This is a genomic window from Kosakonia sp. AG348 (assembly GCF_003337365.1).
Lineage (GTDB): Bacteria > Pseudomonadota > Gammaproteobacteria > Enterobacterales > Enterobacteriaceae > Kosakonia.
Genome location: NZ_QPJR01000001.1, coordinates 156227 through 171942, shown reverse-complemented (window position 1 = coordinate 171942; position 15716 = coordinate 156227). Strand labels below are relative to the sequence as shown.

Here is a 15716-nt window from a genome sequence, read left to right as displayed (position 1 = left end):
GAATCAACTGCCAGTTTTGGTATATTTTTTAAATATTTCCCAACAATGACGGCCAGATTGTATTCATTCTGAACCGCTGAACTATTGACGGAGGTTATGAAAAAGCGGCGCCGTTGCGTGGAAATAGTGAATATTGCTAATCCCTCCCGGATTAGTCTCTGTGAGTGTCAGACGCTATCCAGAACGACGTCTTTAAGGCTTGACGTTTTTTCTGCGCCAGCCGGAGAACGACATTGCGTAACTTGTTACCCGAAATCGCGCTTTACTCAACGCAGGCCCGATTACGAATACCCGATATCCAGGCGATGGGGGCGAGGATGCGCGTATTGCCGTCGTTGGTGTTCAATCTTTCTGCGGGTCCAGATATTTCAGCAGGCGTGTCATTTTGCTTGCTGCAGGGATGTAACCGGGTTTGCTTGCGTCAATCCAGCTTTCATCAGCTTCTGGATGAGGGCCGGTAAGCACAACCTTACCTTTTCCAAAGGTGTAGGCCGCCATTGCAACGTCGCCATTCAGGTAATAAGCGATGGGGGTATAGCCGGGGCTTTCAGCGCTGTTACTCAGATAGGGGCCATCCTGATAGTAAAACGATTCCTCTTTGCCTCCCCATTTAACGGAAAGCGTGTAGTCTCCTTCATCATTAGCTTCTGCACCCGGCCTGCCAGCTTCTGAATCAAGGGGGGCATTGATAAGCCCTATCCAGTCTTTGTCAGCAAGATAAGCGCCCATACATATCCCAAGATACCCCTTACCGGAACGGACAAAATCCCGGATCGCGTCAGCGCCCTCATCACCTATCGCATCGTAAGCCGCAGGGATGTCCTGTCCGCCGCCGGGCTGAATATACAAATCAAAACCCTTCAGGTTCTGGCGGTTCAACGTGAGCTTTTCGTTCTCACCCATATAGCTGATGGAGAGTTTCAGGCCGGTATTAACGAGCGATTTTACAACCATTTCCGAGCAGCCCTCGCAACCCGCTTCCCCCCGGTAAACCGCGATCTTCACAGGTTTGCTGTCTGCAGAATGAGCTGAAGGTGTATATCCTGTCGTGAAGAGAGTCAGCGCAGCGGTAAATATAAAAAAGTTCAGGTGACGTCTGGAAAGGAGCGCTTCAGATTTCATTAAACATTCCTGAGTTTTTAAATGCCAATAGGGCTGTTTACGGGAAGGGAAAAACGGCAAATTAGCGCGAGCTCTCTGATTGACACGCAACCAGAAGGCGTTAAAAGCGCGTTGCCAGGCCTGAAATATGATTAATCCTGTCGTGTCATTTTCACCATTACCCCAGACATCAGCCTTTTGCTCACCGCTTTCCTGCGGCAGGGCTGGAGTAAAAACGGACATCGTTTAGCCACCATGGGATACATCCACTTTATCCGTTAAATTCTCAACATTTCTATAACCGCTCGCAGAGCGGGCGACACATTGCAATGCGGGTAGTAGAGAAGGCGCCGGGGATTTGCCAGAAAACCGCCTGGTTGCTTATCGCGCATGGCAGACAAGGTTGCGTTATTGACAGGCTGGTTTGTGCCATTCATGACTGCCTTAATAAGGGGAAAGCGCCGGTGACGATCCCCCTGTTCAAGAAGGGCAAACTAGCTTTGTTGACAGAAGCGCAGCCGGTTGCCAAACGGGTCGTGGACTTCCATAACGTCTCCCCAGTCTTGCTTCACGATTTCCGGGCGGCCGTATCCATATTGCTTGCCGTGGAGTTCATTTCTCAACAGCTCGATATTATTCAAAGGGATAAATATCGTTGCGCCCGGGCTGGCGTCACCGTGATGTTCAGAAAGATGTAATTGCAACCCTTCTCGGGTAATGCCCATATACAGCGGTAAGTCGGGCTCGAACCGGTGTTCAAACTCAACGCTGAACGACAGAAATTCAAGATAGAACTCCTGTGCTTTGCAGACATCAAAAATTCGCAGGATGGGGATGGGGTTGCTGAATTGGATTTGAGACTGTGGGATCTGCGGGGGCAACGTTGCTGCCGCTGTGTTCCAGTCTCTGAAGCCTAACTGGTGTGCAACCGTTTCGAGCGCGGTGGAATAAGAAAGCTTATGTTCACGCAACTCAAGAGAGGCTTTTAACTTTGCCGCCATTTGTTTGGCTTGCTCGATGGAAAACATATTTTCTCCTGCTGTCAGGAAATGGTGGTGCTCGCATTACCACGTCCCGACCATCAAGAGTTTTAAAATTAATGAGGTTGAGAACAAACATGCTTTCACCTTTTCCTTTCAGGAAGCGAGCGGCAGGCAGCACGGACCCTGAGTGAGAATACCCAGGCTCGCGAAACGCCACAAGTTTTCAGGTTCGCATGAAGAGGGGGACTACCAATTCAGGTAGTTAGGGTGAATGGATGACTGTATTCGAGACGTTCTGCTCATAATCCTTCAATACAATTCACAATGCTCTATTTTTATAGGCTAACCATTCTACCCAGATATTTTCTGCATCGAGATCGGAATAGCCCCGGCTTGCAAGCATGTCATGGGCAATGTCCGTTGGTAAGTTAATAGCGGTAGCATTATCCCGTATCGACTCAACCTCATACCGGCTCAATTCGCGTCCGGTTTCTTTTTCCTGTGCTACAAGTAATGCCACAAGAGAAGGGATGAATACAATTGTCATGGGGGGTCATACTCCGTGATTTGCTGAATTAATTATCCTTACATGTATTGTCTCTCAGAGCACTTTCTTTATAACAACTGTGTGAATGTTATTGCAGCATGAGTGAGAGGTGCTAACGTCCGCTTCGTGCTGTGAGTTCAACCGATATCGCAAGTATATCGATAGATTGATGAGCAGGGGTAAAAACGTTTTTCATTTGAACGGGGTTTACAGGCGATTGTGTGATAGGGGAAATGGCATTGCGAATAACTATATTTCAATAAATTATAAATTTTAATTATTTTTCTTTCTGATGGTCTATTGTCTTTGGTATTTTCCATTGTTTATCGTTATAACCTCACGCTTTTGTCGTCCATTCATTATTAAAAATTCTATAATGAAATTCATCGCTGGTCGAACCTTTGAAAAAGTCCGCATCTTTCAGCTCATTAATTTTCTTTAGTTTCAAAGATTCCACTAAACCAATTGAGGCCAGGTTACGAGAGTCAATCAATGCGTCGACATGAGATAAATGATAATGTTTAAATAAAAAATCTATTACTATACGCACACACTGTTTTGCCACCCCGCGTTTTTGATACCTGCCAAACACATGATAAGCAATATATGCCCAGTTTTTTTCAACCATAATGGTCGACTGGACATATCCAAGGTATGCACCAGACTGACGATGTATAATCACCCAGTTTAGCCAGATTTGACTCTTATCTGGCGAGTAACGCTGAGATATTCTCTCATAACGCGCTGTCAACTCATCCAGGTTTGCCGGTGGGTTGGTCGGTATAAACTTATAATCGTCAACAGAACATAATCCTGCATACATTTCGTTAGCATGAGATTTATCTAAGGGTTCCAGGATATATAAATCCGACATCAAAGGCTCAATTAATTTAGCACTCACGGTGCAATCCTCATAAAATTTGACATGCGGAAATTACCTTTTAGCCACAATCCGCATTTCCACAAGCGCATTTTCTGGAATGAATTCTGATACGCCAATGGCGGACCATGCCGGGTATGGCGCCTTTATATACTCATCTTTTACGTTAGAAAAAACGTCTATATGTTTTTTAAGATCAATATGGAAAGTGGTCATCTCAAGTATATGTTCATAGCCCAAACCGGCGGCGTTTAAATAAACGCCAAGCTTATAAAACGCATCGTGGAATTGTTCTTCAGGATGCTTACTTATCGGTTTGTCCTTGCGTGCCGCAGTAACGCCTGAGAGATACACTGTGCCATCAGCGTCGATGACGGGGGAAAAGTGCCAGTCATCGAAATAATGCTGAAATTGTTCAGGAACTATCGATTTTTTCATAATTTTTCTCAAATTGATGACTTAATAAATGCCAGCGTGTACCAAACCGTTATGCCCTGTGGCCATTCCGCCAGGATCATCATCCACCCGCCGACAAAACTGGAATTCAGATGCCATTACATTGAGCCTGTTTCGGCCAGGTATGTAGCCAATCCCGCCATGACTTCCGGGAAGTCCGAGCTGATCCCTTCTCCGAAAGCCTTAGCCTGGGGACCCTGAGTACTGATCGCATACGTCACGATACTCTCATCGGGGCCGGATGCCTCAATACGATGTTCAACGTTGACCCGTGTTTCATCCACCCAGGTCTCGTCAATGAAATATTTTTCTTCAGAAACATCAGTAAGCTGACTACGGACAACCTCTCCTTCAGGTAGCTCCATCGTGAACCATGTTCCCGTATGAAATGGCCCCTCGATAGTGATTGACTTTACGCCAGGGTTCCATCGTTTCCAGTTATCGGTGTCGACAAAGGCCTGCCATATTGCTTTCGGCTGGCTTTTTACAGTGAGTGTATAGCGCTTGCTCCAGGCGTTGTTTTCATTCATAAAATTGCTCGTCAGATACAGTAAGTGGGCATAGTGAATGTGTACTTATAATGGTGTAACGGCAAAAATGCCAAACCTCATTTTTCGTTCCGGGAGAGCCAGTCTCGTTCAGGCAGGCATCTCAACACATAATCACTCGCCAGCACACCAGTGAAAGGGCTGCTGAGATGTGACGCGGGTGACGCTTTAAACGGTAATTTGAATGGCTAAAAGAATATAAAAAGGTCCGCTTCTCGCAGAGTAGCCTTTCAGTTCACTTCCCCCCTTCGTCGGGAGTTAAACCTCACGGAATTTCTGACAATGCATTGAATTGGTTGGGGTGTCGTTTCACATCCGTCCTGTGAGTTTTGCAGACCTTAAAACCCGGTGTAAGGCTATGAATCCACATACAGGGTAACAGCATGACCTGTATGACCTTTTGTTTCTCAATCGCTTGTTTTAAGGCTTCTGCCCATCAATGAAATACCGTCGTTCAAGCCTTGATTAAAAAAATTGCGTTGCCATGGTTTCAGATGTCCTGGTCCGAAAAGTGACGACGCCAGTGGAGTGCCTCGTGCACTATCGGCGGTTCACAGGTTCAATATCCTCTTACAAACGCAGCGACATCTGCTGCGTTACGGTTGTGGTGTGATTGCAGTGCACTTGGAGAGTTTATTACTCTCTGATGCTTTCGCTGTTTTGATTTTTAAATTCAACCATCCAAACAGAAAGATGTAGCGTTCGAAATATCAATATCTTTTAAATGAAATAAAATGATCGCCCATTGATGGTTTTGAGGTTCAGGTCTAAGTGGAACCGTATCTCATCTGGTTTTACAGTGGAATAATCACTCTAAGTATAAAGTTTTATATTGGATATGTATTGTTTCGTGATTTTAAATACTGGTGTAAAACAAATAAAAAAATAACATTCCTTTAACGTGGTCTTTACAAGAGGCATCTTCCTGATAAACTTAAATCGTTCAACAAATGGATCATTATTAGTGACAGGGAAAGCTAAATAATAGGATATAGCTTCATCCTTGTTTGAAATAAGATGCAAGTGAAACTAATCCAGAATCAGGGTGAAGAATGTCTATCCAAGTTCTTATTCCAGATGATTACCAGTTAGCTACAACCTCGCTTAACTTTCTGCAAAGCAATGATAAATACTCCTGTGTTTCCGTTGGGGATTTGAGTAAAACTCCCCATATTGAAAACCAGCTTGCTACTGCACAAGCATTAATATTAATCAGAGAGCGAACGGTTATTGACGACGCTTTTTTAAGACGTACGCCTAATCTGAAACTGATCAGTCAAACTGGCAAGTTAGCCAGAAATGTCGATATTGATGCATGTACCCGGGCCGGTGTTGCCATAGTTGAAGGTATTGGTTCGCCTGTTGCACCTGCTGAATTAACATGGCTGTTAATTATGGCTTCCAGAAGAAAATTAATTTCGTCAGTGGACGCCATGAAAAAAGGGTTGTGGCAGACAGAAATGGGTTCTGCGGTAAATAATCAGCTTATTGGAATACTGGGATACGGGAAAATAGGCAAGAAGATTGCAAATTATGCTCAGGCATTCGGGATGCGGGTTCAAATATGGGGGAGTGAGCGCGCGCAAGAAGAAGCTCGAGCCGTTGGATTGCATGTGCCGGAAAACCGAGAGCAGTTTTTTTCCACTTCTGACATCATCACAGTACATCAACGCCTGGTGGCGCAAACTGAAGGAAATATTACCCTCAGTGATCTTTCTAAAATGAAAGGGGATGCTTTATTTGTGAACACAAGTCGTGCTGAGCTTGTTTCAGACGGTGCGCTTTATGAGGCTTTGCGGCAAGGTCGTCCCGGATATGCGGCTCTGGATGTCTACGAGCAAGAACCTGTCTATGATACCGATAACCCTTTCTTACACATGCCGAACGTTCTGTGTACACCCCATCTGGGTTATGTAGAAAAAGCTGGGTATGAATTATATTTCAAAGCAGCCTTTGAGAATGTGGTTCGTTTCTTTGAAGGTGATACTACACACGTTATAAATCTCTGACTTAAAAAATAAAGGAAATAATAAGCGCATGTCAGCCTAACTACAGAGCAGGATCGTCTGGCGGGGTAGGGGCAGTCCAGCACGGTGCGGATCTGTGTTGCTGGTCGAGCATGACTGGCCATTAGGTCTGAGAAAACAGTAGTTTACTCATGTTCGGCTGTGATGATTTCGAAATAATTCGTCAGGCGGCGATTGAAGGGCTGGAGATTGCGTTCCTGATTACGGGTCGCGGGGGATGACATTAACAGTGGCGCGTTGGCACTCCTCTTTCCGGAAATATTCACGCAAGTATATGTATTTGCAGAAATATATGCGCTACGCGCGTTACGTCATCCGCTTACAGCGGCACGGGATTTCTCGACGCATTGGGAAAATTCATCGGACATCCTGCAAAATGGTCAACACTTCGCTGTCAGCTCTGACGACTTAAGCAACCCTGCCACTTTTGTATTGTGCGAGCTTCCGTTCCTCGCTCAGGGCTGCCTGTTAAATCTCTCGCATTCAGTATGAGAGGTAACAGTCTCATCGCGGATTAACTGAATACCCTCCGAAATGACGAAAGTAGGCGGGTCTACCAGCAGTTCTGCACTAAGCTGCGCATCGAAGCCGGATTGTGCCTGTTATTATGTAGTTGTTCTCGCAACCGGTAGCCCAATGTTAACTGCCCCTCCAGAACCTTTTGCCCATACTAATGTTCAATTTCTAAGGTATGTCCTCCCTTGGAAAAATCGGCCTGAATATCAGCAATAACCATATCGATATCATCGCCAGTCATAACCTGACTTTGGTTAGGCGCATCCCAAAATCTCAAAGCCCCCTTGTACAACACAAAGCCAATTTTATCGTTACCGGGAAAGAACATCTCACCTTGAACGGTCGCCGTTCTATCTCCAATTTTTACTTGGATATGACCCCGAGAGACTTCAAGAATCATAATTCCCCCTCACGTAAATAGCTTTCTCGCCCATTCTTACAGGATCAATAGTAATAATTTCTTCTACATTAGGATCTTTCATCAACGCAGGCAACTCAGCTCTTTCCCAAACTTTTCAGGTCGCAGACTCTGCCCGAATACTGCACGCAACGTTCCTGAGACTCCATTTGCATACCCTGACTTGCCGTTTATAGACATACGGCTTTGTTAGTAATGCCTTTATCGCTGCAAGAGCAACTTCGAGCTTCCGCTCCTCGCTCAGGGCTGCCTGTCAGGTCCGTTGCATTACCGGCGCTGCATCAACCCTTCGCCCTGAGTTTTGCACAAGGAAAAGACTGACCCTCACTGCGCAAAAAGCGACCCGTAGAGTTACAGGGATGCTGGCCGGGACCAGCCTGGTCAGCACATGCCATAAACCTGGCGAGTCGGGTGGTTCTCTATTACGAGCGCTGTCCGTACCGGTCAACGTGCTGTACCCGCATCAACGCGTTCTTTCTCGAGTAGTGCGCGCATTTGCAGACTGGATATCAGATATCATCTGATCTTGCCGTTACTTTGAACGGCCATCCCGGGATGGCCGTCGAATGAAGGTTTAAACCTGCGTCATGCCGCCATCAACGCAAATCTCAGCACCTGCTATATAGCAACTCTCGTCACTGGCGAGGAAAAATGCAGCGTTGGCTACCTCTTCAGGCTGGCCCATTCTGCCAAGTGGTAATGCGCTGGTTAAGCCTTTACGCACCTCATCAGAGGTTGCGGCCATCATGTCTGTGTCTATCGGTCCGGGTGCAACAACGTTAACGCGGATACCGCGCGCGGCAAGTTCGCGTGTCCAGGTGCGGGCAAAAGAGCGCAGTGCGGCTTTGCTGGCCGAGTAAACGCCGTATCCATGTGTGCCGAGAACATCAGCAATTGAACCGATGAGAACGACACTGCTGCCGGGTTTCAACAACGGCAGTGCTGCCTGTAGAGCAAAAACGGGGGAGCGAACATTCAGGCCAAACGTCTGGTCAAAATGCTCTTCACTTACCTCTTCAAGCGGGGCGTATTCCGACATTCCGGCATTGATGATCAGGATATCTATCTGACCTGATTTTTCAGCAATGGTCTGCATGATACGGCTCAGTTCGTTCTTCTGACTGACATCGGCCTGCAGCGGCATCGCGGTCCCTGATATTTTGCTTTTGGCTGTCTCAAGCTCTTCTGCCCGGCGTGAAGTGAACCAGGTAACAGCCCCCTCGGTGGCTAAACGCTGGCTGATCGCCAGCCCAATCCCTTTTGCACCACCAAGCACCACAGCGACTTTTTTCTCTATCTTGCCCATCTGATTTCTCCGGTTGAGGTCTCGAAAACAGATGATATAAATTCTATACTTAATATCAATTACGCACTTTCGCTATACCAACTATAAGTGACTATACCGCCATGCCAGAAAACCACGATAATTGCCTGATAGAACAACGAAATACCCGACTGGTGTTAGAACATATCACCAATAAATGGTCGATATTAATTCTGACGGTGCTGTGTACGGAACCTTGCCGGTTCAATGAACTTCGCCGACGGCTGGACGGAATTACCCACAAAGCGCTGGCCGATGCGCTGAAACGTCTGGAGCGAAACGGTTTAATTGATCGTCACGTTCTCTCCACGCATCCGGTGAGTGTGGAATACACTATTACGCCGCTGGCGCAGTCACTGCAGCAGCCTTTTATTGCGCTGGCGAACTGGGCGCAGGAGTTTGGTCCGGCCATTGCACTGGCGCAGGCTGAATACGATCGAACGCATGCGGAGGAAAATAAATACGACAGGCGGGTTGAGGCCTGAAAATGCCCCCGGCTCTCTGAATAACGCCAACAGGCTAACCCCGGATGTGTATTCCCGGGGCCGGGGTAAACCTGGAAAAGATACAGGCTGCTTTGTCGGTTATTACCAGGGCCAGCTGTTGTTCTCGTAATCGAGGAACAGGTGGCCTCTGGCGTTGCGGTGTTGCTCAATCACACTGATCATGCCATTGACGCTGGTTTTTACATCGATCTCCGCATCCACCGTACCATCCAGCGTGCCCATCGCCGTCGCCACCCAGCCAGGATGAATCGACAGTACCGTCTGTTCTCCCTGGCTGATATCCATATATATACAACGCGCCAGCATATTCAGCGCCGCTTTACTGGCCCGGTAAAGCTCAAGACCGATCCCCGGTTCGGTATTGCTGGCGATACTCCCCCGATGCGACGTCATGAAAACCAGGCTTCCCGCAGGCTTAAGTACCGGCAGGAGGTGCCGGGCCAGGCGGGCAGGGCCAAACGCATTGGTCAGCATAATTTGCTGGAATTCCGCGTCAGATGCCTGCAACACGGACTGATGCAAGGGGCCGAAAATTCCGGCCACCATAAAAATAACGTCAAACTGCCGTTCGCGGAGCCTGTCGAGAAGTGGCCCGATATGGGCGCTGTTGGTGACATCCACCTCGCCGGTCATCAGATTGCCAGGGCAGACATCTGCCAGCGCGCGCAGGGCGGAGGTATCCGCATCCGGTAAGTGTGTGGCGAAAACGTCCCAGTCCCGTTCCAGATAGGCTGCTGTCAGCCCATGACCCAGCCCTTTCTCTGCTCCGATAATTAAAATGCTCTGCTTTTTCATCACTGGCTCCTTGTTACTGTGCCGTATAACCGCCGTCTGCCATTAATACCGTTCCCGTCACGAAACTCGCTTTCGGTGAGGCGAGCCAGATAATGGCTTCCGCAATTTCTTCCGGCTGAGCCACTCGTCCAAGGGGATGCGCGTGGCCGTAGCTGGCAAGCATCACCCGACTGTCTTCCACTATGCCGGACAGAATATTTGTTTCGACGACGCCGGGGGCGACGGCATTAACCCGGATGTCATACTCAGCGGCTTCCAGCGCCAGCACTTTCGTCAGTTGCGTGATGGCGCCTTTAGAGGCCGAATAAGCGGACGTGGCTTTCATGCCCACCATGCTCACTACGGAGGCCACATTGACAATCGCTCCCTGCCTGCGGGGCTGCATTACCTTCAGGCTTTCCCGGCTCAGGAGAAAATACCCTCTGGCATTAATGGCCATAATGCTGTCCCACTCTTCAACGGATGTTTCGGTAGCGAGTTTATTCAGGGTCTTGCCCGCATTGTTGATGAGAATGTCCACGCCGCCGAATTCCGCCTGCGCGAGAGTGAGGGCGCTGATGACTTCCTGTTCCTGGCTGACATCGCATATCTGCGTCACCACCTGATTGCGCTGTGCCAGGGCATGAACTGCCGGGTCGATATCGAGAGCCAGCACCTTCGCGTCATGACTAACAAGACGTTTTACGGTGGACCTGCCAATATCACCTGCGGCACCCGTGACAATTGCCACTTTGTTCGTTAATCCCAAAAAATCTGCCATTTTTATTCCTCAAATTTTGCATTGCCTCGCCTGAATGTCATCGCCTTCAGCCGCCGGTATTGATCTGATTGCGCTGCCGATCTGACGGTGTGAAAAGCGGGGGATCTGTTCAAACTACGCCAGGCGCGACAGGCGGCAGCGGGGCGTCTCAGTGCGACGTTTTCCCGCCAGTGCCTGTCATAAGGCAGGGTGTTGATTCACAAGGGAAATGCATAACGTCTGTGCTTTTCTTTTGCTGCGAAAAGAATAGGGAAAGCAGAGCGATGCAACAATGAAGGTTCCTGTACAAAGATTATCTTTTTCTGTCAGAATTGGGTTCGATAACCTTATGCAGACGCAAAAAATTATCTTTTTATATATTCGGGGGGTGCAGTGTCCGGACTTACCTCAAGCCTTACGCGAAAAATGATCCCTGCTTTGCTGGCGCTTGCGCCTGATGAGGGCTACTCGCGCACCCGTATGACGGCGATAAAACTGTTGCGGGTCAATGAGTCGATGCCCCACACGCCCGTCCTTTACGAACCGTGCATTGTCATTGTGCTGCAGGGAAAGAAAACCGCTTTGATGGGCGGGCGGGAATTTACCTACGATCCCGGACATTATCTGGTGGTCTCAGCGCCTCTTCCTTTCAACAGCCAGACGACTGCCAGCCAGCAAGAACCGCTGCTGGCTATGTCCGTATCGCTTGATGTCGCCACGATTGCCGAATTACTGATTGAAATGGGCGAAAGCGAGGTAAGCGAAAATGAGCAGGCGGGAATCATGTTTTCCAGCCCGCTGGGAGAAGAACTGGCCGACACGGTATATCGCCTTCTGCTGGCGCTTTCTGATGAGGAGCAGGCCAGAATTCTGGGGCCGGGTATTCTGAAAGAACTTTATTACCGCGTCCTGATCGATACGCAGGGAGCCTCCATCAGAGCGGCACTTTCCGGAAAAGGGCATTTCAGGCAAATTGCTGGCGCCATCCGCACGATGCATACCCGGTTTATGGAGCCTGTTGACGTGGAGACGCTGGCTAGAGAAGCCGGCATGAGCTCTCCCTCTTTTCATCGCCATTTCAGGGCATTCACCGGCACAACACCCAAACAGTATCTGATTTCCATCAGGCTGCACCAGGCGCGTTTTTTAATGGTGAAGCGCAATGTCACGGCCAGCGAAGCCTCTTTCAGGGTTGGCTACCTCAGTCCGACACAATTTAGCAGAGAATTTAGCCGGTTCTTTGGGTGCCCACCGCAAAAGGAAGCGCAGCGTTTACGCCATTTATTAAAAGTGAAAGCCGAATCGTACTGGCCGGAATAATCGCTTCCCGGCCTGCATGTCGTGGTAGTTAAAGAACGGATAAGCGCGGTGCAGTCGCACAGGTAAAAACAGCGCGACCTATCGCGCCGTTACCGCCCGATGCTTGGCTCAGAATGCGGTTTCCAGTGAATCCGTGACGCAGTAATCATCGTCAACCAGCGGCAAGTACCGCCATTTATCGAAGGCGGTACAGGGATGCGAAATACCACAGCCCACCCAGTCGCCGGGCTTTAACGCATCCTCTTCCGCCAGCAACAAATAGGCATGTTGATCGTTCACCTCGCTAATACGCATGCCAGACGCTGCACGCGGGGCGCTGCCATCGACGTTGCGCACCCACAGCGGATTGGGCAGATCCTGATCGAACGGCACATCGCGGCGCCCGAAATCAACAAACGCGAGGCCTGGCTCGGGGCGCGACAACACCCGTCCCCAGATCTCCAGCGCAGCGGTGAAATGATGCGTAGCTCCGGGCTGCGCAAAAGGCGCAATGCGCGCGTACAGCCCGCTGTCGTGCGCCATGTAAGCGCCGGATCGAATCAGCGGCGTCATGGGCAGTGGCAGATTCGCGGCCGTAAAACACGCCGACACCACGTCGAACCATGCGCCGCCACCGGCACTGAGGATAATCTGCTCGCTGGCAAACAACTGTTTTTCAGCCAGCAGCGCCGCCGTGTCGATCAGCATCTGGCAGTAATCTTTGACGCGCTGCACGCCTGCGGCATCACGTCCGGCACCGAGCGCGCCTTCATACCCCGCAACACCCACCAGTTGCAGGGCAGGGCTGGTAGCGATCGCAGCGGCAATCTCCAGTGCTTCAGCGGATGAACGGCAGCCGGTGCGCCCGCCGCTGACCGACATTTCCAGCAGTACCGCAATGCGGCTGTCGCCGAGATGCTGCTCCAGCAGACGAACACCCTGTAGCGAATCGACGTAGCACAGGAAATTATGGTCGGGATGCTGATTTTGCCATTCGCCTATCCAGCGAATGCCGGCAGGGTCGACCAGTTCATTGGCGAGGAAGACGTTACGAATGCCGAACTGGCGCAAGGCGCGAACCTGCGCAGGGGTGGCGGCGCTCAATCCCCAGGCACCGCCTTCAGTAACGGCGCGGCGCAGGACTGCCGCAGACATTGAGGTCTTGCCGTGTGCCGCCAGCATTACGCCTTGCTCACGACAAAACGCTGCCAGCTGACACAGGTTATTCTCCAGCGCGGATTGCTTCATCACCATCAGTGGGGAAAACACATCCGGGCTGTTAAAGACCTGGACACCGTTAGCCAGCGGCTGATTACCGGATCCGGCGACCGATTTAAAACGCGGCGCAGGTTGCAGCGCATCCAGCGCGCCGTCTGCCTGCAGGGGAAAGTGAATCGACATCATGCCTCCTGTTAGTGCTCAAGCACACGCGATAAGAACTGTTGGGTGCGCGGATTCTGCGGATTGACGAAGATCTGCTCCGGCGAACCCTGCTCGGCGATCACGCCCTGATCCATAAACACCACGCGGTCAGCGGTTTTACGCGCAAAACCCATTTCGTGGGTGACCACCACCATGGTCATACCTTCACGCGCCAGGCTGCGCATCACCTCCATCACTTCGCCAACCAGTTCGGGATCGAGCGCGGACGTCGCTTCATCGAAAAACATAATTTTCGGCTCCACCGCCAGCGCGCGGGCGATCGCCACGCGCTGCTGCTGACCGCCGGAGAGCTGGGCCGGATAATGGTGCGCGCGCTCGGCCAGCCCGACACGGCTCAGGGCCGCCATACCGCGTTTATTGGCTTCGGCCTCGGACAGTTTCTGCGCTTTAATCAACGCCAGCGTCACGTTACCGAGCGCGGTTTTATGGGGGAACAGATTGAACTGCTGAAACACCATGCCGACGTGGCCACAGATTTCGCTGCTGCGTTTGCGGTCGTGCAGCGGTACTTCATTCACCCAGATTTCCCCGCCATCGGCGGTTTCCAGCCCACTCATGATGCGTAATACAGTGCTTTTGCCGGAACCGGATGCGCCAATCAGCACCAGCACTTCGCCGGGCGACACATCAAGGCTTATCTCTTTCAGTACCTGGGTTGAGCCAAAGGATTTTGTGATCCGGCTCAGCGTAATGGCGGATTTGCTCATGATAACTGGCTCCTGGTTTGATGATGTTGAACCCAACGGGAAAGCGGAAAGCAGACAACGAAGTAGAGCAGGGCCACCAGGCCGTAAATCACCACCGGCTGACCGATGCGATCGACAATGGCCTGGCCCTGGTGCATCAATTCCGACATGCCGATCATGCTGACAATCGAGGTATCTTTAATCAGCGAAAGATACTGGCCCACCAGCGGCGGCAGCACGATGCCGCGCGTCTGCGGCAGGATCACGCTTAGAAACGTCTGGCGTTTTGTCAGACCAAGGATCCACGACACCTCCCACTGGCCTTTGGGGACAGCTTCAATCCCGGCGCGGAATACTTCGGCAATGTAAGCGCCCTGATAAATGCTCAGGCCAAGGATCCCGGCGGCGAACAGATTGATTTCATAGCCGAAGTACGCCACGCCGAAATAGATAAACATCAGCGTGATCAGTACCGGCGTCCCGCGAAACAGTTCGGTATAGAGCACGGCGATCTGCCTGGCGACCGGCAAACGGCTGGTGCGTAACACTGCCGCCAGTAACCCGAGCAGCGTGCTGCCAACGATAGCGGCGACAGAGAGCAGTAACGTGATGACCAGGCCTTTCAGCAGGATTGGCAGCGAGTTGATGATAAGTTCGCTCATAGGGCATTCTCCCGTTTCGCTGGATTAATCAGCCATTTTTTTGCCCACCGCCAGCCGGGCTTTTTTACCGGCGTCACCAGCGGCGGATGGAACATCCGGCGTCCTGCCATGTTGCCAAGCCATGAGAACAGATTGCTCAGCACCAGATAGACCAGCGCGACAATACTGAAGGTCTGGATGTAGAGCAGGGTGCGCGCATTGATCACCGTTGCGGTGCCGGTCAGTTCAGGCAGCGCGATGGCGGAGAGCAGCGACGTGCCGAGCAGTAACTGAATCAGGTTATTGATAATGGCAGGCCACACCGCGCGCGCCGCCTGCGGCAGCACCACGCTGAGGAAGATCTGTCGGCGCGGGATCCCGAGGATATACGCCGCTTCGAGCTGCCCCTTTGCGACTGACTGAATGCCGGCGCGGAAGGTTTCCGACAGATAAGCGCCCACGTTAATCCCCAGCGCCAGCACGCCTGCGGTAAAGGCGCTCATGGTGATACCCAACGACGGCAGACCAAAAAAGATAATGAAAATTTGCAACAGCACCGGGGTATTGCGGATGAACTCGACGTAGCAGTGGCTGAGCCAGCGTACCGGCGCCAGCGGCGAGGATTTTGCCAGCGCAGCCAGCAGCCCAAGAGCCACCGCCAGGATAAACGCCAGCAGCGTGACCTGTAGCGTCAGCCAGGCGGCGTCCAGAAAGGTGTCGGCGTAGCGCCACAAGGTTAGCCATTGATAACTCATGGTGTGACTCCTTCAGGCGGTGCAGCATCGGCTGCTGCACCGCGGGCGAACA

General features: G+C 50.8%; 17 protein-coding genes. 3 read left to right on the top strand and 14 right to left on the bottom strand.

What is annotated here, in order from left to right; translation table 11 throughout:
• Positions 1 to 342: 342 nt before the first annotated feature.
• The 6 genes from DFO56_RS00960 to DFO56_RS00935 form a co-directional block, all read right to left on the bottom strand.
• The gene (locus DFO56_RS00960) at positions 343 to 1122 is read right to left on the bottom strand and encodes a BPL-N domain-containing protein (protein WP_052679784.1); all 780 of its coding nucleotides are present in this window, start codon (positions 1120 to 1122) and stop codon (positions 343 to 345) included.
• Between the two features lie 473 nt (positions 1123 to 1595).
• Complete coding sequence (locus DFO56_RS00955) at positions 1596 to 2129, bottom strand: glyoxalase superfamily protein (RefSeq protein ID WP_045506881.1); 534 nt, start codon at positions 2127 to 2129, stop codon at positions 1596 to 1598.
• A gap of 274 nt (positions 2130 to 2403) precedes the next feature.
• On the bottom strand, positions 2404 to 2631 hold the full coding sequence (locus DFO56_RS00950) for a hypothetical protein (RefSeq protein ID WP_045506884.1): 228 nt from the start codon (positions 2629 to 2631) through the stop codon (positions 2404 to 2406).
• A 337-nt stretch (positions 2632 to 2968) separates the two neighbouring features.
• Positions 2969 to 3532, bottom strand: a complete 564-nt coding sequence (locus DFO56_RS00945) for a GNAT family N-acetyltransferase (protein WP_045506887.1) — start codon at positions 3530 to 3532, stop codon at positions 2969 to 2971.
• A gap of 33 nt (positions 3533 to 3565) precedes the next feature.
• Positions 3566 to 3949 (bottom strand): Rid family hydrolase, encoded by a 384-nt coding sequence (locus tag DFO56_RS00940; RefSeq protein ID WP_045506889.1) that lies wholly within the window; start codon positions 3947 to 3949, stop codon positions 3566 to 3568.
• A gap of 116 nt (positions 3950 to 4065) precedes the next feature.
• Positions 4066 to 4497: an SRPBCC family protein gene (locus DFO56_RS00935; protein WP_045506892.1), complete on the bottom strand. Its 432-nt coding sequence runs from the start codon at positions 4495 to 4497 to the stop codon at positions 4066 to 4068.
• Between the two features lie 1070 nt (positions 4498 to 5567).
• On the opposite strand from DFO56_RS00935, the gene DFO56_RS00930 reads away from it, so the two are divergent.
• Positions 5568 to 6524, top strand: coding sequence for a D-2-hydroxyacid dehydrogenase family protein (locus DFO56_RS00930; RefSeq protein ID WP_045506895.1), 957 nt, complete (start codon positions 5568 to 5570; stop codon positions 6522 to 6524).
• Positions 6525 to 7212: 688 nt separating this feature from the next.
• Here DFO56_RS00930 and DFO56_RS00925 read toward each other — a convergent pair.
• The gene (locus DFO56_RS00925) at positions 7213 to 7458 is read right to left on the bottom strand and encodes an Imm74 family immunity protein (RefSeq protein ID WP_045506899.1); all 246 of its coding nucleotides are present in this window, start codon (positions 7456 to 7458) and stop codon (positions 7213 to 7215) included.
• Between the two features lie 592 nt (positions 7459 to 8050).
• Entirely contained in the window at positions 8051 to 8782 is a 732-nt protein-coding gene (locus DFO56_RS00915; protein WP_045506902.1) for an SDR family NAD(P)-dependent oxidoreductase, read from the bottom strand.
• Between the two features lie 101 nt (positions 8783 to 8883).
• Between DFO56_RS00915 and DFO56_RS00910 the strand changes: the two genes are divergently transcribed.
• On the top strand, positions 8884 to 9285 hold the full coding sequence (locus DFO56_RS00910; protein ID WP_020457344.1) for a helix-turn-helix domain-containing protein: 402 nt from the start codon (positions 8884 to 8886) through the stop codon (positions 9283 to 9285).
• Between the two features lie 102 nt (positions 9286 to 9387).
• Here DFO56_RS00910 and DFO56_RS00905 read toward each other — a convergent pair whose 3' ends face one another.
• Together DFO56_RS00905 and DFO56_RS00900 are read right to left on the bottom strand one after the other, a co-directional pair.
• Positions 9388 to 10101 carry an SDR family oxidoreductase gene (locus DFO56_RS00905; RefSeq protein WP_045506906.1) on the bottom strand — a complete coding sequence of 238 codons (714 nt, stop codon included), beginning with the start codon at positions 10099 to 10101 and terminating at the stop codon, positions 9388 to 9390.
• Between the two features lie 13 nt (positions 10102 to 10114).
• A complete protein-coding gene (locus tag DFO56_RS00900; RefSeq protein WP_045506909.1) occupies positions 10115 to 10861 on the bottom strand; it encodes an SDR family NAD(P)-dependent oxidoreductase in 747 nt (248 codons plus the stop codon).
• A 417-nt stretch (positions 10862 to 11278) separates the two neighbouring features.
• On the opposite strand from DFO56_RS00900, the gene DFO56_RS00895 reads away from it, so the two are divergent.
• Positions 11279 to 12160, top strand: a complete 882-nt coding sequence (locus DFO56_RS00895) for an AraC family transcriptional regulator (protein WP_233500354.1) — start codon at positions 11279 to 11281, stop codon at positions 12158 to 12160.
• A gap of 108 nt (positions 12161 to 12268) precedes the next feature.
• Here the strand turns inward: DFO56_RS00895 and DFO56_RS00890 are convergent, their stop codons facing one another.
• The 4 genes from DFO56_RS00890 to DFO56_RS00875 are packed head-to-tail and all read right to left on the bottom strand — an operon-like array spanning position 12269 to position 15664.
• Positions 12269 to 13540, bottom strand: a complete 1272-nt coding sequence (locus DFO56_RS00890; RefSeq protein WP_045506916.1) for an alanine racemase — start codon at positions 13538 to 13540, stop codon at positions 12269 to 12271.
• A gap of 11 nt (positions 13541 to 13551) precedes the next feature.
• A complete protein-coding gene (locus DFO56_RS00885) occupies positions 13552 to 14289 on the bottom strand; it encodes an amino acid ABC transporter ATP-binding protein (RefSeq protein ID WP_020457349.1) in 738 nt (245 codons plus the stop codon).
• The gene (locus tag DFO56_RS00880; protein ID WP_045506919.1) at positions 14286 to 14930 is read right to left on the bottom strand and encodes an amino acid ABC transporter permease; all 645 of its coding nucleotides are present in this window, start codon (positions 14928 to 14930) and stop codon (positions 14286 to 14288) included. The genes DFO56_RS00885 and DFO56_RS00880 overlap by 4 nt, the downstream gene beginning before the upstream one ends.
• The gene (locus DFO56_RS00875) at positions 14927 to 15664 is read right to left on the bottom strand and encodes an amino acid ABC transporter permease (protein ID WP_045506921.1); all 738 of its coding nucleotides are present in this window, start codon (positions 15662 to 15664) and stop codon (positions 14927 to 14929) included. Before DFO56_RS00875 ends, DFO56_RS00880 begins: the two co-directional genes overlap by 4 nt.
• Positions 15665 to 15716 lie beyond the last annotated feature (52 nt).

What these genes read in the sequence shown, in the direction of transcription:
- DFO56_RS00960 (WP_052679784.1), bottom strand. Translation starts at nt 1,122, where the DNA reads ATGAAATCTGAAGCGCTCCTTTCCAGACGTCACCTGAACTTTTTTATA.
- DFO56_RS00955 (WP_045506881.1), bottom strand. Translation starts at nt 2,129, where the DNA reads ATGTTTTCCATCGAGCAAGCCAAACAAATGGCGGCAAAGTTAAAAGCC.
- DFO56_RS00950 (WP_045506884.1), bottom strand. Translation starts at nt 2,631, where the DNA reads ATGACAATTGTATTCATCCCTTCTCTTGTGGCATTACTTGTAGCACAG.
- DFO56_RS00940 (WP_045506889.1), bottom strand. Translation starts at nt 3,949, where the DNA reads ATGAAAAAATCGATAGTTCCTGAACAATTTCAGCATTATTTCGATGAC.
- DFO56_RS00935 (WP_045506892.1), bottom strand. Translation starts at nt 4,497, where the DNA reads ATGAATGAAAACAACGCCTGGAGCAAGCGCTATACACTCACTGTAAAA.
- DFO56_RS00930 (WP_045506895.1), top strand. Translation starts at nt 5,568, where the DNA reads ATGTCTATCCAAGTTCTTATTCCAGATGATTACCAGTTAGCTACAACC.
- DFO56_RS00925 (WP_045506899.1), bottom strand. Translation starts at nt 7,458, where the DNA reads ATGATTCTTGAAGTCTCTCGGGGTCATATCCAAGTAAAAATTGGAGAT.
- DFO56_RS00915 (WP_045506902.1), bottom strand. Translation starts at nt 8,782, where the DNA reads ATGGGCAAGATAGAGAAAAAAGTCGCTGTGGTGCTTGGTGGTGCAAAA.
- DFO56_RS00910 (WP_020457344.1), top strand. Translation starts at nt 8,884, where the DNA reads ATGCCAGAAAACCACGATAATTGCCTGATAGAACAACGAAATACCCGA.
- DFO56_RS00905 (WP_045506906.1), bottom strand. Translation starts at nt 10,101, where the DNA reads ATGAAAAAGCAGAGCATTTTAATTATCGGAGCAGAGAAAGGGCTGGGT.
- DFO56_RS00900 (WP_045506909.1), bottom strand. Translation starts at nt 10,861, where the DNA reads ATGGCAGATTTTTTGGGATTAACGAACAAAGTGGCAATTGTCACGGGT.
- DFO56_RS00890 (WP_045506916.1), bottom strand. Translation starts at nt 13,540, where the DNA reads ATGTCGATTCACTTTCCCCTGCAGGCAGACGGCGCGCTGGATGCGCTG.
- DFO56_RS00885 (WP_020457349.1), bottom strand. Translation starts at nt 14,289, where the DNA reads ATGAGCAAATCCGCCATTACGCTGAGCCGGATCACAAAATCCTTTGGC.
- DFO56_RS00880 (WP_045506919.1), bottom strand. Translation starts at nt 14,930, where the DNA reads ATGAGCGAACTTATCATCAACTCGCTGCCAATCCTGCTGAAAGGCCTG.
- DFO56_RS00875 (WP_045506921.1), bottom strand. Translation starts at nt 15,664, where the DNA reads ATGAGTTATCAATGGCTAACCTTGTGGCGCTACGCCGACACCTTTCTG.